The organism is Segatella oris (assembly GCF_900637655.1).
GTDB classification, from domain to species: Bacteria; Bacteroidota; Bacteroidia; order Bacteroidales; family Bacteroidaceae; genus Prevotella; species Prevotella oris.
This window is the reverse complement of sequence record NZ_LR134384.1, coordinates 3,045,334-3,062,877: the sequence shown is the minus strand read 5'-3', so window position 1 is coordinate 3,062,877 and position 17,544 is coordinate 3,045,334. Positions and strand designations below refer to the sequence as shown.

The 17,544-nt window shown below is 44.3% G+C and carries 26 protein-coding genes; 6 read left to right on the top strand and 20 right to left on the bottom strand.

All coding sequences use genetic code 11. The features are described from left to right. Positions 1-6 precede the first annotated feature (6 nt). Both EL210_RS12950 and EL210_RS12945 read left to right on the top strand, forming a co-directional pair. Positions 7-1,353, top strand: coding sequence for a phage portal protein family protein (locus EL210_RS12950; protein ID WP_018921242.1), 1,347 nt, complete (start codon positions 7-9; stop codon positions 1,351-1,353). Between the two features lie 128 nt (positions 1,354-1,481). Then, positions 1,482-2,666, top strand: coding sequence for a phage head morphogenesis protein (locus EL210_RS12945; protein WP_026286018.1), 1,185 nt, complete (start codon positions 1,482-1,484; stop codon positions 2,664-2,666). 246 nt (positions 2,667-2,912) lie between these two features. On the opposite strand, the gene EL210_RS12940 is transcribed toward EL210_RS12945, so the two are convergent. From EL210_RS12940 to EL210_RS12860, 18 genes are all read right to left on the bottom strand, one after another. Next, positions 2,913-3,308, bottom strand: coding sequence for a hypothetical protein (locus EL210_RS12940; protein WP_018921240.1), 396 nt, complete (start codon positions 3,306-3,308; stop codon positions 2,913-2,915). Next, positions 3,305-3,517: a hypothetical protein gene (locus tag EL210_RS12935; protein WP_025879866.1), complete on the bottom strand. Its 213-nt coding sequence runs from the start codon at positions 3,515-3,517 to the stop codon at positions 3,305-3,307. The genes EL210_RS12940 and EL210_RS12935 overlap by 4 nt, the downstream gene beginning before the upstream one ends. 4 nt (positions 3,518-3,521) lie before the next feature. Then, the gene (locus EL210_RS12930) at positions 3,522-4,079 is read right to left on the bottom strand and encodes a phage virion morphogenesis protein (protein ID WP_126370161.1); all 558 of its coding nucleotides are present in this window, start codon (positions 4,077-4,079) and stop codon (positions 3,522-3,524) included. Continuing rightward, positions 4,066-4,320, bottom strand: coding sequence for a hypothetical protein (locus EL210_RS12925; protein WP_126370162.1), 255 nt, complete (start codon positions 4,318-4,320; stop codon positions 4,066-4,068). Before EL210_RS12925 ends, EL210_RS12930 begins: the two co-directional genes overlap by 14 nt. Before the next feature lie 101 nt (positions 4,321-4,421). Further along, positions 4,422-5,075, bottom strand: coding sequence for a DUF3164 family protein (locus EL210_RS12920; RefSeq protein WP_126370163.1), 654 nt, complete (start codon positions 5,073-5,075; stop codon positions 4,422-4,424). 19 nt (positions 5,076-5,094) lie between these two features. Beyond that, on the bottom strand, positions 5,095-5,556 hold the full coding sequence (locus EL210_RS12915; protein WP_018921279.1) for a hypothetical protein: 462 nt from the start codon (positions 5,554-5,556) through the stop codon (positions 5,095-5,097). 7 nt (positions 5,557-5,563) lie between these two features. Next, positions 5,564-5,854 carry a hypothetical protein gene (locus EL210_RS12910; protein ID WP_025879914.1) on the bottom strand — a complete coding sequence of 97 codons (291 nt, stop codon included), beginning with the start codon at positions 5,852-5,854 and terminating at the stop codon, positions 5,564-5,566. 34 nt (positions 5,855-5,888) lie between these two features. Continuing rightward, entirely contained in the window at positions 5,889-6,149 is a 261-nt protein-coding gene (locus EL210_RS12905; RefSeq protein ID WP_018921277.1) for a hypothetical protein, read from the bottom strand. Between the two features lie 14 nt (positions 6,150-6,163). Next, positions 6,164-6,394: a hypothetical protein gene (locus EL210_RS12900; protein WP_018921276.1), complete on the bottom strand. Its 231-nt coding sequence runs from the start codon at positions 6,392-6,394 to the stop codon at positions 6,164-6,166. Next, positions 6,391-6,765: a DUF4406 domain-containing protein gene (locus EL210_RS12895; protein WP_170166112.1), complete on the bottom strand. Its 375-nt coding sequence runs from the start codon at positions 6,763-6,765 to the stop codon at positions 6,391-6,393. The genes EL210_RS12900 and EL210_RS12895 overlap by 4 nt, the downstream gene beginning before the upstream one ends. Positions 6,766-6,772: 7 nt before the next feature. Then, positions 6,773-7,228: a hypothetical protein gene (locus EL210_RS12890; RefSeq protein WP_018921233.1), complete on the bottom strand. Its 456-nt coding sequence runs from the start codon at positions 7,226-7,228 to the stop codon at positions 6,773-6,775. Positions 7,229-7,232: 4 nt separating this feature from the next. Then, positions 7,233-7,403, bottom strand: coding sequence for a hypothetical protein (locus EL210_RS13665; RefSeq protein WP_169333948.1), 171 nt, complete (start codon positions 7,401-7,403; stop codon positions 7,233-7,235). Between the two features lie 4 nt (positions 7,404-7,407). Beyond that, positions 7,408-8,151, bottom strand: a complete 744-nt coding sequence (locus EL210_RS12885) for a P-loop NTPase family protein (RefSeq protein WP_018921235.1) — start codon at positions 8,149-8,151, stop codon at positions 7,408-7,410. 29 nt (positions 8,152-8,180) lie between these two features. Next, a complete protein-coding gene (locus tag EL210_RS12880; protein ID WP_025879883.1) occupies positions 8,181-9,062 on the bottom strand; it encodes an ATP-binding protein in 882 nt (293 codons plus the stop codon). A gap of 28 nt (positions 9,063-9,090) precedes the next feature. Continuing rightward, positions 9,091-11,193 carry a hypothetical protein gene (locus EL210_RS12875; protein ID WP_018921237.1) on the bottom strand — a complete coding sequence of 701 codons (2,103 nt, stop codon included), beginning with the start codon at positions 11,191-11,193 and terminating at the stop codon, positions 9,091-9,093. Positions 11,194-11,205: 12 nt separating this feature from the next. Then, entirely contained in the window at positions 11,206-11,583 is a 378-nt protein-coding gene (locus EL210_RS12870; RefSeq protein ID WP_126370238.1) for a hypothetical protein, read from the bottom strand. Positions 11,584-11,928: 345 nt separating this feature from the next. Then, on the bottom strand, positions 11,929-12,141 hold the full coding sequence (locus EL210_RS13440; protein ID WP_018921281.1) for a hypothetical protein: 213 nt from the start codon (positions 12,139-12,141) through the stop codon (positions 11,929-11,931). 39 nt (positions 12,142-12,180) lie between these two features. After that, a complete protein-coding gene (locus EL210_RS12860) occupies positions 12,181-12,384 on the bottom strand; it encodes a hypothetical protein (RefSeq protein ID WP_018921282.1) in 204 nt (67 codons plus the stop codon). A 298-nt stretch (positions 12,385-12,682) separates the two neighbouring features. Between EL210_RS12860 and EL210_RS12855 the strand changes: the two genes are divergently transcribed. Beyond that, the gene (locus EL210_RS12855; protein ID WP_232000374.1) at positions 12,683-13,309 is read left to right on the top strand and encodes a S24 family peptidase; all 627 of its coding nucleotides are present in this window, start codon (positions 12,683-12,685) and stop codon (positions 13,307-13,309) included. 116 nt (positions 13,310-13,425) lie between these two features. Here EL210_RS12855 and EL210_RS12850 read toward each other — a convergent pair whose 3' ends face one another. Then, positions 13,426-13,986, bottom strand: a complete 561-nt coding sequence (locus EL210_RS12850; RefSeq protein ID WP_126370237.1) for a hypothetical protein — start codon at positions 13,984-13,986, stop codon at positions 13,426-13,428. 439 nt (positions 13,987-14,425) lie between these two features. Next, the gene (locus tag EL210_RS12845) at positions 14,426-14,638 is read right to left on the bottom strand and encodes a hypothetical protein (protein WP_126370236.1); all 213 of its coding nucleotides are present in this window, start codon (positions 14,636-14,638) and stop codon (positions 14,426-14,428) included. Positions 14,639-15,109: 471 nt separating this feature from the next. Between EL210_RS12845 and EL210_RS12840 the strand changes: the two genes are divergently transcribed. Genes EL210_RS12840 through cas5b form a run of 3 tightly spaced genes read left to right on the top strand, consistent with a single transcriptional unit; the run spans position 15,110 to position 17,543 of the window. Further along, a complete protein-coding gene (locus tag EL210_RS12840; RefSeq protein WP_018920528.1) occupies positions 15,110-15,802 on the top strand; it encodes a hypothetical protein in 693 nt (230 codons plus the stop codon). A gap of 11 nt (positions 15,803-15,813) precedes the next feature. Next, the gene (gene cas7i / locus EL210_RS12835; RefSeq protein WP_018920529.1) at positions 15,814-16,869 is read left to right on the top strand and encodes a type I-B CRISPR-associated protein Cas7/Cst2/DevR; all 1,056 of its coding nucleotides are present in this window, start codon (positions 15,814-15,816) and stop codon (positions 16,867-16,869) included. Continuing rightward, positions 16,869-17,543 (top strand): type I-B CRISPR-associated protein Cas5b, encoded by a 675-nt coding sequence (gene cas5b / locus EL210_RS12830; protein WP_018920530.1) that lies wholly within the window; start codon positions 16,869-16,871, stop codon positions 17,541-17,543. Before cas7i ends, cas5b begins: the two co-directional genes overlap by 1 nt. Position 17,544 lies beyond the last annotated feature (1 nt).

Sequence of the window (17,544 nt, the reverse complement as noted above, 5' to 3'; positions counted from 1 at the left end):
ATTTCTATGAATATCAGAGATATTTTTTCCTCGCTTCGTGGCCGTGACAATGACCACATACTTCGCACCCCTTACGGCACCTTCAACCTTGCCAAGGACGATGAAAAGGCGCGCGTGAAGCACGTCATCATGCAGCTTCAACAGACCACCGACGCCCTCACGCGAAAGGACATCGCCGACTGGCGGCGTGCGTGGCAGGCAGCGATCAACATCGACAACCCCAACCGCAGTCCGCTCTACGACATCTACCGTGACACCGATGCCGACGGGCATTTGTCAGGGTGTATCCGGCAACGCGAGGGCTTCGTCATGGCAAAGTCGTTCAAGATTGTAGATGACAAAGGAGAGGACAAACCTGAACTGCTCGACTACTTCGACCACGCGTGGTTCAAGGATTTTTGTCAGTATGTACTTGATTCTCGCTATTGGGGGCATTCGCTCATTGAGCTGGGCGATATCATCGGCACAGGAACGGCTGCCATGACCTACGACTGCGTGAGGCTCATTCCCCGCAAGCACGTCATTCCTGAATACAGTCGCGTCATCATGCAGCTCGGACAGGACTGGCGTGCAGGCATAGACTACCATTCACCGGCTGTGGCCCCTTCGCTCATCGAGGCGGGCAAGCCTTACGACCTCGGACTGCTCCTGAAAGCCACGCTGCACACTATACCGAAGAAGAACATGCTCGCGTTTTGGGATACGTTCGGGGAGATTTTCGGCATGCCCATGCGCATCGCAAAGACCTCTTCGCGCGACAAGAAGGAGATTGACAGACTCCACAGGATGCTCATTGATGCAGGTGCGTCACAGACGGCCGTGATGCCGCTTGATACTGAACTCGAGTTCGTCGAGTCCACGAAGGCCGATGCCTATCATGTGTATAACGAGCGTGTCAGTAGGGCCAACTCCGAAATCTCAAAACTCATCATCGGGCAGACAATGACCATAGAGGACGGTTCTTCGCTGTCGCAGAGCCAGACGCACCTGCAGGTGCTTCAGAACCTCGTCGAGGGTGATGCCGACATGCTGCGTGACGTCATCAACAACCAGCTGCTGCCGCGCATGGTGGCACATAAGTTCCCACTCGCGGGGTGCCGCTTCGATTGGAACGACGCCATTGACTACACGCCAGAGCAGCAGGTGGCCTATGAGTCGATGATTGCCGACCGCTATGACGTTGACCCGGCATATTTCGCCGAGAAGTATGCCATGCCCGTGGGGGAAAGAAGGAACCCCACCCTGACCCTCCCCCAAGGAGAGGGAGAAGAAACGGGCGGTAAAAAGAAAATGTCGTGGAATTCTCCCTCCCCTTGGGGGAGGGCTGGGGAGGGGTCGTCTTTTTTCGACTAAGCCCCGCTGCCTATGTGGGGCTGCACAGTCGTTATGAAGCGTTGCTCGCCGGTGAGCATTGCTGTGCTTTATCAGCAAAAAAGATAGACCCGAAGCAACAGGAACAGCTTCGCGCTGCGTTCAAGTCGATGATGAAAGGCCTTTTTAAGCAGAAGGGAGCATCGCTTGATATCAATATCATCACCTCCAAGGAGGCGCAGGCCTTTATCGAAACACATGCCGATGTGTTGAATAGTGCTTTTGAGCAAACGAAGATGTCGGCCACCATGCGCGATAGCTTAGAGCATTCCACCTATGTTTTCTCGGGACTCAAGACCTTTCATGAACTGAACGAGGCGTTCCCTTCCTTGGTCGATGAGAACGGCAATCGCAAGTCGTTTGAACGCTTTTTTAATGACGTTCAAAAGGTGGACAAAACCTATAACGAGCACTACCTGCGTGCAGAATATAACTTTGCACATGCTTCGGCTGGGATGGCGGCGAAGTGGGAGACGTTTGCCGAGGACGGTGACCGTTACAACTTGCAATACCGCACGGTGGGCGATGATCATGTGCGCCCCGAGCACGCTGCCTTGAACGGCACGACGCTGCCTTTCAGCGATGCGTTTTGGGACAGTTACTATCCGCCCAACGGGTGGAACTGCCGTTGTACGGTGGTGCAGGTGCGCAAGACGAAATATCCCGAGACACCGCACGAGGAAGCCTACAGGCGTGGGGCCGAGGCCTTGGCTAACGACACGCGCGGCATGTTCCGCTTCAATCCTGGCAAGCAGGGCAAGGCCATGCCCGACTACAACCCCTACAGCATACGCCGTTGTAACGACTGCGACCTTGCCAAGGGGAAAGCGACTCTCGCCTTTGTGCCCGATAATGAGTTGTGTGCTGCGTGCCGGTTGGTAAGACAATGCTATGGGGATAAGACAAAATCGGAGCGAGCCATTGAGCGCATACATTACTTGCACGAAATGGAACCGCTGCTTAAGGTGAAGCATGAAAAGCCGATAGAAGATGGAACGATTAAGGTAGGTTTCTCTACTTACGGCAACAAACACCTCTTCTCCGATACGTTCGGCAGGTCAAAGGTGCTGGAAAAGGACGATTTGGCTTCTTTAGATAAAGTGTTGCGCAAGGCTACATTTATAGAATCCTCACCGCTGACGCATCCAAGAACAGACGGCGTTGACCGTTTCTATTATTTCGAAGGAGAAATCAGAGGGAAAAAGGTAAGATTGAATGTGGCAAGGAAAGCTGATAGGAAAGACAATGGATTTATCCGTATAACACATTTCCTGTATTCTATAAATGATATGTAAAAAACGCATTGGGCGATAGTTAGGACTCAATTGCCAGGTCATCATTCCCAATGCGCTAATATCGTTACACCGAGGGCGGCGGTTAGGACTCAAATGCCAGGGTGCCATTCCTTCAATGCTTTATCTGCTGCAAATATAATCATTATTTCAATACAAACAATAAAACAGATAATATTTTTTCATATTTTATCAAAAAAAGCCTGTCGGTCTCCATGCCGGCAGGCTTTTTCCTGAATGATACGCTGCTTATAATACACCTTTCACGGCATATCCCTCAATACTCTCCAAAATATCCTCGTGGTTGTGATTGGTCACGGTTTCTGTGAGCCTCAGGCCGTGAAAGCTTTCGCCATCCACGCTCTCCATAGCCGCGCGAATTTGGGCAATCAAGGCCCAAGCAACCTCCTGTCCGCCCTCCATCCAGTCCGTCACGACGTGTAGCCGCACGCTGCCTTCACCACGATAGCCGCCACCCACGTAGGGCTGCCACGCAATAGGACCGAATTCCACGAACACCGCTGGACGTTCCCAGCCCTCTTCTTGTTCGATGAACTCAACATTGTGGTTCCAAAGGTCGACGTGCTTCACTGCTTCAATCTTTTCCATTGCCGCCTTGATAGCTGCATAGAGTTCCTTTCTCATTGTTTTATCCTTGTTTTTATTGTTGTTAGTATACGTTCAATCTCATCACAGGTACTCGACAGTAATAATTTGCCGTCTTCGACAGGGCAGCCGTCATCAGAGAACATGAGTATCTCTATCCTGCAATCGTAAAGTCGGCTGCGGAGTACATCAAGTTCTTCAGTTACAATACGACTCACCTTACTTCTTCTGATAAATGGAAATTTCATATTTTCACTTTTTTAGTTTAAATTCGTTGTTAAAATATTCCTCTAAATTTTGCTCGATGATTGCCGACACAGCCTTTTCAACTTCGGGCGAGGCACCAAGGAACTGCCGCCGAGGAATGTGTATCACGCTGCCTACGCGCATCAAGGCCATGTACTTCCAAAACGCTGCCTCACTGCTCAACTGTCGGGTACGCTTGTCGCCTCGCAGTTCACCGTTTTTCTTTCGTCCGAAGCCACCCACAGCCGCATAATGTCGGGCCCAAAAGTAGCGCTTCATACGGGCGGTTACTTTAATTTCGCCACCCTCGTTATGAATGTCTGCTGCAGGGTGTGCAGAATAGAACGTCACGCCACCGCTGGTGATTTTGCTCTGAACACTGCGCCGCAAGCCACCTGTGTCTACCAACGTTGCTCGCCCAGGACGTAAGGGACTACGTCGCCTTGCCCACCTTTCAGAAAAGAAACCCTGACGTTCGAAGTTCCTGTCGAACTCCTCCTTCAGTTCTATCTGTACATCCCGCAGTATCCGAGCGAACACATGTACCAAATCATTCTTGCTCATCGTCGAAATCAAACAACAAAAGTGGACGGGGAGAAGCAGGGCAGTCTTTTTTTACGCTTACATCATATTTCAGCATATAATAAAAGGTTCGCTCACTGATACCGTACTCGGGATAGATATATCTGCGCCAGATCTCTCTGTTCGAGAGACCCGACCTTGCCCATTGCTGATAAACTGCATTCACGTCCGCAACGCGTTTCAGATAGCTCACCCCACGACGGCGCTCATTGTCCACTTTCATTGTTTATAAAGATTGTTTTTGTTATTAATTCATTTAACCGCAAAAGCATGGCAGCCCATTTGCTGCCATGCCGTCATGTCTTACCATTATATCTCCGGGACTTACATCCTGCAGAAACTCGGCTCTATCCGACGCCACACATTCGTCTCCGGATTGCGCTTTGAGAAGTAGTAGTTGACCGCGTTCTTCTGTACCACGTTTGCTTCTTTGAAAAGCCCCATGATTTCACTGTACTCGCTGTCGAACTTATCCTCTAATTCATAGAGTTTCGAAATGCTCTTGTAATCAAGATCACCAGACTTGTTGCGCTCTAAGAGCGTCATGGCCATTTGATACATGGGGTCATCGGCCCCTTTTTCGCTCTTCTTCATATAACGCTTGAGATAGTCGATAAGACGCTCGGCTGCAAGGTCGGCACGCTCGTCAAAGCCTTTCACCTTGTTACTTGCTATCTCCAGACGGAAGTCGCCGTCAGTGATGGTGTAGCTGCGCTGGTCGCTCTTGCGCAGTTGGCCATAATCACGCATCACACCTACGAAGCCTTCGACCTCACTTTGTAGCCAGTCATGAAAACTTTGCACGTCAGCAGCTACTGTCTGCAGGCGTTCCTCCACGCCATGCAGCAATTCTGCACGCAGACTCTCGTAGGTTTCGCGACGCTGGATGCGACTTTGTTTCTCTTCGTTCTGTAACTCAGCGAGCAACTGTGCCCGTTCCTCCTTACTTAAATTTTTGATGTTTACAGTTGTTTCCATATTCTTTTGTAATTAAAAATTAATTTTCTATTGAATTGTTTACGGATAGCATAACAACGGTTCCCCTCCCTTCAGAAGAACCTTGGGAAACTTCCTTTTTCCGCTTTATCGCCCGCAGCTTCACGGCAAGGGCCTCGAGTTCATCTATACTGATGTGGCGGAAGGCTTTGCCGGCGATGCGTGCATCTTCGCAGAAAGCATTCACGCGGTTCCAGTCTGTAGTGTCAATGCCGAGCTGCTGCATCAGTTTCAGGCACACACTGCGCTTGCGTCGTAGTTCTCTGCGAATGTCTGACATACGCTCGTCATAGCCTGCTACCTGCTCCATATCGCGACACATCTTGTTATATTCCTGCTGTGTAGTCTCGCGCAGGTGTGTTGTTCTGCCGTTCGTATATTGCTCCACAAGCGTTTCCTTATCAGCGCCGGGCATTTTCTTGAGCAGGGTGTAAAAGCGTGCGTAGTTTCTCTCGTTTGCCATAGCTGTTTTATTTTTGCATGTAATACACTTGCAAAGGTTTGCCATTGCGTTTGATAAGCAGGCGCGTTTCTCCGTCCTCGGTTAGCAGGTCGGCCGCCACCTCGCTCCTCACCATGATATCCCGCCGCGTGTAGAGGCTACGAATGAAAGCATCTACAAAGTCCTGCAGCGCCAGCCAGTCTTCGGGTGTGTCTTCTATACCACGCATGGCGTAGTGCTGACTGACTTCAAACTGCAACCGCAACAACCACTCGGGTTTATCGTTCGGTGTCATTGAATAATACTTTAATTTTCCCATATCGTCTTTATCTTTTCATCGGGTTATTTGTTTTCTATTGTTTGAACTCAGGAAGGACTCCGAGATATAAATATCTGTTATCATCTGTTCTATAACATGTGCAATAAAATAGTATGTTGTCTTCCGACTTAATTGCGTCACCGCCTTGAATAAAGTCACGAGAGCAATAATAAGGAGGAATAATTTCTCCAATATAGTTACACAAATCCTCACTTATCCAATCGCCGGGGCTTAGAAACTCCTCTAAGTCTTTTCCTGATTTTTTCCACTGCTTCAATGTTTTGATTGTCTGCATCTTATTTTAATTTATCATTCTCCTGCTTTCCACTCAATCGTCACCACCGCATCAAGTCTTCCGCTGCCTTTACACACGGGGCATCCTTGCTTGTAGCGTTCACGATAGCAGTTTTCCTGCCAGTGGTAGCCGTTGCCTTGGCAATAGGTGCATACGTGCCCACGGCTCAAAAAGCGCTCTCCCATGCGCCCTCCTGGGCTCATCAGCCCAGGGGCAATTTCTATTGTTCGTTTTTCCTTACTCATATCCAATCTACTATTTTATTTTCAAACATTGTAATCTGTTTTATTTTCTTATCTATTGCTTTAGCGAAGAAAAACTCTGCCAAGGCACCTGGGCTTTCGTGCCAGTCAGGAAGCAGACAGATGATATCACACCGTTTCAGTTGCATAATGTCAAGAAGAAGTATCTCTTCATAGAAGTTCGTGCCACATGCCTTTGCGTAGTTCTCTGCCATGATGCCAAGCCCGCTTTGAGTCGGATTAAACACTTTATATCCTTTTGCTTTCAACCACGCTTCTGCCTCTGCAAATTTCTTGCGAGTCGAATCACTAAGAATATCCTCACCTATCTTTCCTGCGATATATACTTTCTTTGTTCGTCTTTCCTTGCTCATCTTAATATTAATATCTAAAATTTGTAAAATGAATAATCGCCAACGGATTTGATAAATCGTAGTTTCTGAACCACGCTTTCCAATCTTTGAAAGAAAGACCGTCATTTTTTGCAAACATGTATCTATCCATCGATTTGAATTCGTTACCAGGCCCATATTCAATAACAGGTAGCATGATATTATTGTCGATAAATATTAGTTTCTGAATACCGACACCCTCATTTGTAGTCAGCTGTGCAATTTCAACCTGCTTGCTCTTATATGGTTCGCCCACCCATTGCCGGATAGACAATACACCTTTACCTGCTTGTATTTCTGCAATACGCTGTTCCCATAGAGGATAATTTGCACGAATAGTATGCAGTTTGCTTATACCGAGCTTCTCCTTAAAAAAGGTTTGTTCTCCGGCATGGAGATGTCCTTTTGGAAAGGTTTTTGATAACATTAAAATATAAGTATTCATTTGTCTATTGTATTACTAATTGCACATTGAAATGAAACTCACTGTAGAGCCGCCTTATCTGTATTATCTTGAACGGATCGCCGCCCACGCCGAAGAAGATGGTACGTTCGCGGGTGTTGGCCTGTACGCCCTTTTTTCGTAGCCTGTACAACAGGTTGTCTCGCTTGTTTGCCATAACTTTACTCTTTAGTTTCTCCCCAATATATGTTTGCTCTTTCCTCCCATATCGTGTAATAGCCCTTGCTTCCGAAATACCGCCCTTTGCTGATAGCACGAAACCCACTGACGAATATCTTTAGGCTCGCATCATACATTACGCTCACGGCCGTGCGCCCAGCGGGTTTGTTGCCATCGGCCTGACTGACGAATATGAGCAGTTTGTTGGCGTGCCGCTCTTTGAAAGCCTCGTAATCTTTGAAGCTCATTTTGGTGTACTGAAAGCTGTCGATGACCACGATATCGGGACTTTTATGCTTGCCGAGGCGTGCCGACAGCAGCTGCATGTTCTCACGGTCAAGCAACACGAAGCGGCGTGCCACATCCTGCATGCCAGCTGTCATCAGGGCATTCTTCATGGTCAGCGATGCGCCCTCCTCCAAGCTATCGTAGGCCACACGGCCGAAGTGCGACAGTGCTTTGCAGAGCTGCAACATGAAACTCGTCTTGCCGTTGCCGCTGTTGCCCCACACGAACCACACGCCATTCTTCTCGGGGCGACCGAAGGCCTCTTCCCATGCACCTTCAAAGGGATAGGTTTCTTTCTTCATGCGCATGACATCGCTGACGCTCAGTGCACGGCGCAGCACGGGATGGTCTCTTTTCCACAAGGTCTTTTCAAGACTTCTTATTTGTTCGCGCAGATTAGCATTCGTAGCCGTGAGTTCGGCAATCACCTGTGCTGCATCTTTTGTTCCGCTTGCCATTTGATTACTGTTTTAGGATTGTTTTAACACTACTTGACTGCCGTTTGCGCTTGCATCACCTTCACGCGGTGGATGTTTTTTTTCACGCGGCGCAGGTCAAAATCATACGCCTCTGCATCTTTTACAACCTCTGAGACGTGGCTTTTGTCGGTCACACCGTTTGCCATGCAGATTGCATAGACATCGTGGGGGGCGGTGGGTTCTAATTCGTAGAACTTGCGGCCGATGCGCGAGTGGATCTCATTGTAGCCGCATTTGTTGTAGCGTAGCCCCATGGTCATACGACGCTTGATGTAGCTCGTAGAGAAGAAGACGATGCCGCATTTATCCTCCAAACGGTTATACAGGTCGATGAAATAATGAAAGACTCGCTCTGGCAACTTATCCGCCTCGTCGAAAAGCAACAGCGGTGCCTGCATCTGAATAAGATCATCAATGATCCTGTCAAGCAGTTCTCTGATGCTGTAACCCTCTGTACGCTGACCGATGCGGCGTGCAATCTCGCGAATGAAGTCGCTCTTCTTCATGTCTTCAGAACACAATATGTAGAACACCTCGCTGTTTTCAGCAGCATAGAGGCGTGCCGTGGTGGTTTTGCCGCAGCCAGCCTCGCCCACGATCCACGTAACATTTCTCACGGCTTGGGCATCTTTCATGACGAGGTTCATTTCCTGAAAAGCTTTTGTCTCGACCACCTGCCAGTCATTGCCGGACGTTGTTCCCAACTGTGAGGCAAGGTTACGCCACATGTCGTCGCTGATGTTTTCCCACTTGCCTTGCAGAATGCTGCTCACCGTTGCGCTGCTCGTTCCTACCAGACTCTGTGCAGCCTTATTCTGACTTGGGTACTTGCTGACATACTGCTTCAAGCACTCCTGGATTTGTCCCTTTTCATTTTTTGTTAGTTTCATATTATCTTTATTTTTACGATTTTACTTTTCAATACTTTCCTGCTACTGAAGCCATGTCAACCTTAACCGGTGCAGTAATGTCTTGTTCTTTATTCGAATTGACCTCCTCACTCCAATCCGTAAGACTTATTTGCTTAGTTATTTGTCCCAACGTGAATTTTTGGGGCGGTTTGGCATACAGGGCAAATCTTGATTGAGCCTGATCCTGCTGCTCTTTGTTAAGCCCCTTCAGCTTCGGATAGATGAGTCCGTTCTGTTCAGGGTCAGTACCATGTGCAATAGCGATGCGTCTGCCTGCTATTACACGTTCTATGCGGTCGTTCTTACCAGCTTCGATGGCCTTGTGTATCTGTGTCTTTTCCTCTGCACTCTGATCTTGCAATGCACGGTGTATCTCCCAGTAGGGGCGTGCCACGGTTGAAAAACGCTTTCCACCAGCAAGGTCAATCGCATAGAGATTAACCGTGGTCATGTCGTTTGGATCATATTGAACATAGAACTTTTCCCACGTATGCCGTTTACGCCATTCCAAGTCTGGTTCTCCGTTCTTGAACACCTCCCATGTATATTTCTGTTTTTTCACCTCAATAGTGATACCCTGGTCGGTAAATGTTGCAGGCTTGTCGTGCATAATCCAGAACATATCAACCATGTCTACGGGTGTTACAACAGGCGTCTCTTCGTTTACGCTGCTTTCATATACTTCCATTCTGCTTTTACCATAGATGGGGTGTTTCATGGAGTTCCACTTCTGCCGTGCTTCGGCGTAGATAGCTTTCAGTTCGTCTAATGTAGGCAAGCCCTTCTTGTTGGCTTCCATACTCTCAAGATTAGGTCGACTGCTGGCTTTCTTTGCAGTAATGTTCTGCCCCGTAAAGTTGTCATACTGATGAAGAACCTGCTGCTGAAAGCGTCCGAAAATGGCCTCAATCGTTTTGGAAGATCCGTTGTTTGGCATTGTGGCACGGTGGATATGGCATATTTTGTCCAAGAAGCCTTTTCCATTTGAGTTCGGCTGAACCTTGTTTAGTTTCTTATGTCCGCCCTGGTTGTCATGTACAATCTCGTAGGGCTTGTGTCCACTGGTCTGAACAGCCATTCGAAAAGCGTGATATTGTGCCTCATAATCTTCTGAGTCGCTTATCCAGTAGCCCAGCATTACTTCGCTCATGGCATCAATCACCTCATAAACCTGTGTCGTACGCACATTTCCTTCCATATCCTGATAATACAGGTTCAGGCGTGTTCCATCACCATACCAAAGCGAATCGCGGCGTGTAGGTAGTTTCGTTCTCTGCTTCCTGCCGAATTTAAGGCGGGCGGCATTCTCGCCATGCACGGCATCATACCATAGTTGTTGTGTTGCCGAACTGTATAGCCACCGTTTCATACCCGCCAAGCTCTTCAGTGGCTTCCAGCCGTTCTCTATTGCTCGGCGGTTCCCCTCTTCGAAGAGTTGCGCATCGGTATAGACTGGTGTTCGGCTGCGCTTCAGGGCAATGAGAAGAAGTCCGAATTCCTTTGTCATTTTCACCGTGTTACGGTTTCCAACCTTGCCGCTGATAAGGCTCTTATACCCATCGGCCTTGAATGCCTTAATCTTCGTCTTCAGACGTGCTGCGTTCTGCGGCAACGTATGGTGATATTCCTCACGCATGGCTTCAGAACTCTTATAAATGACGTCCCATGCTCCTGCTGTGCTACTGTTCAGACTCTGGCGGATTGCTCGGCGCTGTGCCATCAGCTTCAGCAATTCATTCAGTACGCTGGCGTTGATGGTGTACTCTTCTATGAGTTCTGGAGTTAATTTAGTCATTTCTCCATTCAACTCATATTTGTAGTCCGTATACCAAGTGTGTGCATCACTATCCAGTTTTACCCGATCTCGTATCATTGCTTCCTTCATGCGCTGCTCGGGGTCGCCGTAACGTTCCATATACCGCTCCTTATATTTTTGAGGAATGGAACTCCAAGCGTAGAGTGCCTGACCGCCTTCGCCGCCTCCACGGTGAACGCTGACGATATTGCCACGGCTCATATTCTGACGTAATGTAGCAGCTTTTATAATCGCATCATTACCTTCAGTCAGTTCCGCGTAGGTTACACACAATATTTTATTGTAATATTCCATCCCGTTAAGGCTTTAAAGGCTCAGAGCCATTATTTCAACTTCACTCTGCAACTTCATGAAGGCAGGGATACTCAAGTCTTGTTCCTTGCGAGTAACTTTACCATCAACAAGTATACTCGTGCTGCCGTCATTGCGGTTGTACACCAATTTTACACGTTCTCCATAACGCTGCGTCATAGTCTTTTCCACCTCCTCGTGAGTGGTTTCCATTTCCTCGGGTTTCCAGCTTGGAACGCCACCGAACTGCGTCAGGGCCGTGTAACGTATCTTCCGTGCCAGGTCACTCTCGCGCTTGAAATTCAGCGCTAACCACACCATCATCTTAGAGCAGCTGAATATCTTGCAAAGCTGCGTCTTTGCTTTGTCACTTACATAAATCTTCTTTTCCATATCTTTCCTTTATTAATATTATGTTTGTAGGCGGAGGGGAATCGAACCCCAGTTGCCGAGATGTTCTGGTCCGCTACCATTCGGACGTAGCCGCCTTGGGTTATCCTACAATCTATTCACCCTGTCTATTTTGTTCCCGATGTCTTAGAGATGTAAACATCATATTTCTTAAAGAATAACATGCCCAATATGCTTCATTGCAAAAGCAGGTCTCGCTATTTTCTCCTGTAATGCGCATGTCACTTATCACCCCGCTTAATGCGTCAACCAGCGCTTCTATTTTCTCAACGTCAACCTTGTCTAAGAGTTTCCCGTTCATATTCTTTATCCTTACAGATGAAGTCATTATAAGATTTTGGCTGTCCACCATCCCTCTTCGTCAGTTTCATAGGCTGCACCTACTTCCCCCTCCTCACCTGTGCTATCAAGATATTCTTGCATGACGATTTCTGCTTCTGCTCTATCGTAAATCGGTGCATCAATCCCCATGAGAGATATATTGTTATCATTTCTTTCAACCTTGTAATTTGAATTGTACGCTGTAGAATAAAACTTCATAATATGTCGCTTGACCGTGTTGCGATAGGGCTGAAATAGTTATAATGTAAAATATTCAGGGTATTTAGTTGCTGCTTGCTTGAAAGTCAAAATTTCGAAGAAAAGTGGAAGTTCACCATTGTACTGCTTTCTTTCAAGTGTCTTTTTAGTACCCACCTTGTATTCAAGCTGTCCCAAGCTGTCAACAAACACTGCAACATGTGTGTAATTGTAACCGTTCTCTTTGTATGTGCTTAATCTCATATTCTTTGCCCGTCATGCCGGTAGCGCAGCGTTAAGTTTATTATATTTTTAATTAAACATTCTTGTTTCTCGCCCCTTTTTTGTATTTTTGGCGCGGTGTTTATGTATTAAACATGTTGCAAAGATAAGATAAAATTTTAACCTAACAAATAAAATGGAGGAAAATTTAACCATAAAAGGCAAAATTCTTACCTTTTTAGATTCTGCAGGGATTAAAAAAGTTGATTTCTTTAATACAACAGGCATTAAAGATAGCAATTTTAAGGGGAAAAATATGCAAAGTCAACTTGGCGGAGATATGATAGTTAAAATTTTAACTACATATCCGAATTTGTCAGCAGATTGGCTCCTTACTGGCAATGGTCCTATGCTCAAAACGAAAGGTAGTAACCAATCATGCAGTGTAGCTGAAGACGCAATTCCCGACCCTAAAGATAAGAAAAATAAGGCGATTTACCCCAAAAAACAAGAAGAAAATTCTATAACGGAGGCACTTCTTTCTGAACCCTCCGTCTCATACACTCCCAGTAAAGGTGCACCATACTATGATGTGGACTTCCTTGGAGGCTTTGACCTTACATTTAATAATCAGACTGTCACCCCTGAATACAACATTGACTTCAAGCCATTTAACAAGTTGGGGGTCACCTGGGTGAACATCACGGGGCATTCCATGGAACCTAAAATCAACCATGGGGATATCATTGCGCTTAAGGAATGCCGACTTGAGGATGTGCAATACGGCGAAATCTATGCCGTTGTCCTCGATACTATTCGCACCGTCAAGATACTTCGCAAGTCCAATGACCCGAACAGAATGCGTTACGTGCCCATCAACGAGGAAAACTACGATGAGCAGGAATACGACAATTCCCGCATTCTCCGCATCTTCGAAGTACTCGGGAACATAAGCCGATTTATGTAAACATTAAATAATTTCAAACTTAATATTCACTTTAACTTCAACAATTATGGCAAAAGAAAAAGACGAAGAGGAAAAGGAGAAATATCCAAGACCTCAAACCCCAGATGCTGTATACACTAATTCAATGGATAGTTCAGATATTCAGCCAGTTTAATGAGTATGGTTATAACGGCAACCATTAAAAAGGTTGCCTTTATAACCTTCATCACACATTTAATTACTTTTGCACGCTTCGCCAATATGTTTGAATTGTAGTCGTAGCAATATTGATTTTCTTCTATGGCAGACACCAAAAGCGTGTGCTGGTATGCACCATTCGATTTATAAGCATCTATAAGCTCTTTGGTGATTAAATAACGTGGCTGGTTTCCCTGATGGATAAAAGGGTGTACCCATATTGCCTTGGAAAACATCAATGCAGTAGCTATACCACACCCCAACCACAATACAACACACGGAAGCAGAACAGTTATATCCACACACCTAATCAAGTAAGCGGTTATTCCTGAGAAAACAGTAAGTAGGAAACCAAAAAGGGTATAGGCGCGGTCTGTAGACTTGCGCAGCTGTTCAAGTGAACTTGCAACCAGCTTATCTGAACGCTCCAGTACAATTCTAAACGTTGCATCATTCAAACGCTCCCACTGCTCATCACTAATCTTAAATGTCTGTTCCATATTGCCCTCCTTATGCGCCGCGCGCACACTTTTTTATGATTTAACACCGCAAATATAGCTAAAAAGCCCGATAAACACAACGTTTTACAAATTTTCCACTTACAAATAGACGGCAATAAACCCTATACCTTTGGAATATGGGGGGGGGTAAAAACGACAAAAACGAACGTAATCAACAATATTCGGTTATTGTGAGGGGGGCTAATTCAATTCTATTTATGTTAAAAGTGTCACCCCTAATGTCACCCCAATCGATACATTTCGTTTTGCACTGTCACCCCAATCGTCACCCCAAGTGTCACCCCAATCCCATTTTTTACCCCAAAATCGCCCTCATTTTACTCCTGAAAACACGAAAAACGGCCTCCAACCGTTCAAAAACATATTGAAAGCCGTTCAAGTGTCGTTCAATCAGCGTTTTAGCTGTTCAAATGCATCCTCATTTTGTTGTTTTAGAGCGTATAAGTTTGCCTGCCCTGATACATGCCTTTTTGTTCAGTACAACGCCTCCCTTGCTCAACCCTACGCGTTCTAATGAACACTGCTTTATCCCTATCTCTTCAGCCGTTAGAACGCTGTAAATCGCAGGAATAGAACCGAAATAATAGTTCTTTCGTCCCTGCATCAATTGTACGTGTATTACCTTAGTCATATTTACTTCTTTTTGCTGCAAATATACAAAATAATAATTATATACGATATTTCAATGACTTATATTTTATTCTTTGCGACAAAATAAAAGGCAGGATGCAACTGCTTCTGCCATACTTCAAACATTCTCAAATCACCCGATAAAGCCTTTTCCTTCGCCTGTGCCGTCCTCTATCGTGTTCATGTTACAAATAACCCGTCTTCAATCAAAACGCCGTCTCATGTAGCCCTATTTTTCACCCATGTAACATTTATGCTTCAAACACTGTTCAAATAATCCCCTAAATGTAACACGAATGTAACGCAATGTAACATTTCGTTTTGCAAGCTGTCTTTGTCTAATTTCGTCCTAACTGATTGAATATCAACGTATATAGTCGTTTTCTATCATCTTCCATTTTGTTACATTTCGTTTTATGCCCCTTATATACATTTTGCTGATATATTTGATGGAAAACAAAGGAATTTAGTAATGTATCATTTTACAAATTTTGGGACTTCACCTAGTTTGTCTATTTATAACTTACCTTTCCAAACCTTACAATTTTATAGTTTAATGCAAAAAGTCCAGTATAAGGATTTTTGGCATAACTTTGTGCGACGCTATTACTATAAAAAAGGTATAAAATATAATAAGGATGTTGATAGTTATGAAGTACAGAATAAGAAGCAGAAGACGATAGTTTCCCCAGAAGAATATCAGTATTGGAGTAATGTTATTTATGATTATTTGTTAAATAATAAATCTATTATTCCTTACTTGTTATCTTATAGCAGAATAGCTTTAGTGAGTTTTAAAATAACTAGAATATATGCAATAAAAATAAGACATATGAAAAAAGAAAGTATTGATAAAATTGAGCAAATAGCTGATTTTATTACAGCGTGCAATGATTGTTTGATAATAGAAAAGGCAATTAAAAAGTTAGATAGTGTTACAAATTCTTATTTGTTGAGACGTTTTGTGTTGAAAGATATTATAGCAAAGAACTATGAAGAAGGAAATAAAGACGCAATAGTCACAGTAAATGAGTATGCAGACTATTTATTCCCTGATTTAGATTCATGGATGGAAATGCGCGATGTTTTATTGATAGCAATTTATGAACGATTGCATCAGTTGCATAAGGATATGAATAACGATAATGAAGTTTCTAATAATTAAAATAAAAACGTATGGAAAGGAATTTAAATGTTCAAGGATTTGTGTTGTTAGATGTGGATGTTGTAGCCTTGAATAATGCAGGAAAAGATACAATATCTAATAATGATAATATAACAAGGACAAAGTCTATTAACAAGGATGGGCAAAATTATGTGTATGTCTCTGGTCAAGCCTGGCGATATTGGTGGAGAGAGACTCTGCAATATGTTTATGGTTGGACACTTTCTCCTATAACGAGAGGCAAGTCTATAGTATTTACTAATACTAATCCTATAGACTATCCTGATGATGATGTGTTTGGTTATATGCGTGCTGCATCAGAAACAAATGAAGATGAAAAGGGAAAGAAGAAAACAAAGAATATAACGGTTACAAGAGTTTCCCCATTGAAAAATTCTGCTTTGATATCTGTAGCAGCAACACGTCCTGCAATGAACTGGTCAAGTATGTCACGTCAAGAGGGAGATTCCGTTCCTTTTGTAAAGCAAGAATATAGCGCAGTTATGAAAGGGATGTTCTCTTTGGATATTAATGCAATTTCAACTTTTTCAGATTATAATCGTAGCGGTTATAGGAATCTATCAGATGATTTAAAGAAAAAAGCTATTGAGAATGGTGCTGTAGAAATAGATGATTTGTTTGGGAAAGGGAAACTTTTACGTCTGCCTCAGCATGTGCGAAAGGAGCGTATAGCAGATACTATTGCAGCATTGAAGAATATCAGTGGTGGTGCTATGCAGACAAGTAACATGGGAGATGTTACCCCGAAACTAATTATTCTGGTTACATCGAGTACTGGTAATCATCCGTTCTCACATATAGTGAAGAATGCTGGTGAACGAAATGAACGAGTTGTTTTGAATATGGAAGGTTTGAGGCAAGTTCTAATAGATTACAAAGATACTTTTGTAGGGAAGCTCTATATCGGTAGGCGTAGTGGCTTTTTCGATGAGTATGATGAGGATATTAAAGCGTTGGTCTCTGATTTTGATGATATTGTGGTCTATCAATCTATAAATATTGCTGTTGATGAATATATAAAAGAAGTTAAGACGCTAATAGAATAATGAAGGTTTTCCGTATTAAAATATCGGCATGGACTGCAAGTTTTAGATATCCAAATATAATATCTGGTTATCAGCCAACTTTAGAAGTTCCCCCCTTAAGTACCATATTAGGACTTATGAATGCTTGTGCGGGGCGCTATCTTAATCATGCAGATATGGAGATTGGATATTATTTTAATTATCGGTCAATATCTAATGATTTGGAAACTATTTATCAAATGAAATATGATAAAGGTACTGCCAAAAAACAGGTAAAATCGAATGTTATAAATAGACAATTTCTATTCGATAATACTTTATATATATATATCATTGATAAAGACTTTGTGAAATATTTCCAAACTCCTGCTTTTCAGATTCTTCTTGGTAGAAGTTGTGACTTGGCAACCATAGAAGATATAGTTATTTGCGATTTGAAAGAGGTTAATAATGCGAGTAAAATAAAAGGGCAGATAGTTCCTTTCAATAGTAATTTTTTACCAGGTACTATACAGGCATTGCCAAAGTATTTTACGAATACTATTCCTCGTGAGAATGTTGGTACGGAAGCTTACTCTGTTATTGGATGTAATAGTGATGATTTTTCAACAGATCTTAGTGCATTGCGGGATAGTATCAATGGGGAAGATGTTGATATCTATATGCATCACTTAAGATTAGGAAAAGAAGAGTAAA

What these genes read in the sequence shown, in the direction of transcription:
- EL210_RS12925 (WP_126370162.1), bottom strand. Translation starts at nt 4,320, where the DNA reads ATGAAAGTGGACAATGAGCGCCGTCGTGGGGTGAGCTATCTGAAACGC.
- EL210_RS12920 (WP_126370163.1), bottom strand. Translation starts at nt 5,075, where the DNA reads ATGGAAACAACTGTAAACATCAAAAATTTAAGTAAGGAGGAACGGGCA.
- EL210_RS12910 (WP_025879914.1), bottom strand. Translation starts at nt 5,854, where the DNA reads ATGGGAAAATTAAAGTATTATTCAATGACACCGAACGATAAACCCGAG.
- EL210_RS12875 (WP_018921237.1), bottom strand. Translation starts at nt 11,193, where the DNA reads ATGGAATATTACAATAAAATATTGTGTGTAACCTACGCGGAACTGACT.
- cas5b (WP_018920530.1), top strand. Translation starts at nt 16,869, where the DNA reads ATGAAGGTTTTCCGTATTAAAATATCGGCATGGACTGCAAGTTTTAGA.
- EL210_RS12935 (WP_025879866.1), bottom strand. Translation starts at nt 3,517, where the DNA reads ATGAAATTTCCATTTATCAGAAGAAGTAAGGTGAGTCGTATTGTAACT.
- EL210_RS12860 (WP_018921282.1), bottom strand. Translation starts at nt 12,384, where the DNA reads ATGAGATTAAGCACATACAAAGAGAACGGTTACAATTACACACATGTT.
- EL210_RS12945 (WP_026286018.1), top strand. Translation starts at nt 1,482, where the DNA reads ATGATGAAAGGCCTTTTTAAGCAGAAGGGAGCATCGCTTGATATCAAT.
- EL210_RS12870 (WP_126370238.1), bottom strand. Translation starts at nt 11,583, where the DNA reads ATGGAAAAGAAGATTTATGTAAGTGACAAAGCAAAGACGCAGCTTTGC.
- EL210_RS12880 (WP_025879883.1), bottom strand. Translation starts at nt 9,062, where the DNA reads ATGAAACTAACAAAAAATGAAAAGGGACAAATCCAGGAGTGCTTGAAG.
- EL210_RS12855 (WP_232000374.1), top strand. Translation starts at nt 12,683, where the DNA reads ATGATAGTTAAAATTTTAACTACATATCCGAATTTGTCAGCAGATTGG.
- EL210_RS12840 (WP_018920528.1), top strand. Translation starts at nt 15,110, where the DNA reads ATGTATCATTTTACAAATTTTGGGACTTCACCTAGTTTGTCTATTTAT.
- EL210_RS12905 (WP_018921277.1), bottom strand. Translation starts at nt 6,149, where the DNA reads ATGCAGACAATCAAAACATTGAAGCAGTGGAAAAAATCAGGAAAAGAC.
- EL210_RS12950 (WP_018921242.1), top strand. Translation starts at nt 7, where the DNA reads ATGAATATCAGAGATATTTTTTCCTCGCTTCGTGGCCGTGACAATGAC.
- EL210_RS12930 (WP_126370161.1), bottom strand. Translation starts at nt 4,079, where the DNA reads ATGAGCAAGAATGATTTGGTACATGTGTTCGCTCGGATACTGCGGGAT.
- EL210_RS12890 (WP_018921233.1), bottom strand. Translation starts at nt 7,228, where the DNA reads ATGAATACTTATATTTTAATGTTATCAAAAACCTTTCCAAAAGGACAT.
- EL210_RS12900 (WP_018921276.1), bottom strand. Translation starts at nt 6,394, where the DNA reads ATGAGTAAGGAAAAACGAACAATAGAAATTGCCCCTGGGCTGATGAGC.
- EL210_RS12915 (WP_018921279.1), bottom strand. Translation starts at nt 5,556, where the DNA reads ATGGCAAACGAGAGAAACTACGCACGCTTTTACACCCTGCTCAAGAAA.
- EL210_RS12850 (WP_126370237.1), bottom strand. Translation starts at nt 13,986, where the DNA reads ATGGAACAGACATTTAAGATTAGTGATGAGCAGTGGGAGCGTTTGAAT.
- cas7i (WP_018920529.1), top strand. Translation starts at nt 15,814, where the DNA reads ATGGAAAGGAATTTAAATGTTCAAGGATTTGTGTTGTTAGATGTGGAT.
- EL210_RS12845 (WP_126370236.1), bottom strand. Translation starts at nt 14,638, where the DNA reads ATGACTAAGGTAATACACGTACAATTGATGCAGGGACGAAAGAACTAT.
- EL210_RS12885 (WP_018921235.1), bottom strand. Translation starts at nt 8,151, where the DNA reads ATGGCAAGCGGAACAAAAGATGCAGCACAGGTGATTGCCGAACTCACG.
- EL210_RS13665 (WP_169333948.1), bottom strand. Translation starts at nt 7,403, where the DNA reads ATGGCAAACAAGCGAGACAACCTGTTGTACAGGCTACGAAAAAAGGGC.
- EL210_RS12940 (WP_018921240.1), bottom strand. Translation starts at nt 3,308, where the DNA reads ATGAGAAAGGAACTCTATGCAGCTATCAAGGCGGCAATGGAAAAGATT.
- EL210_RS13440 (WP_018921281.1), bottom strand. Translation starts at nt 12,141, where the DNA reads ATGAAGTTTTATTCTACAGCGTACAATTCAAATTACAAGGTTGAAAGA.
- EL210_RS12895 (WP_170166112.1), bottom strand. Translation starts at nt 6,765, where the DNA reads ATGAGCAAGGAAAGACGAACAAAGAAAGTATATATCGCAGGAAAGATA.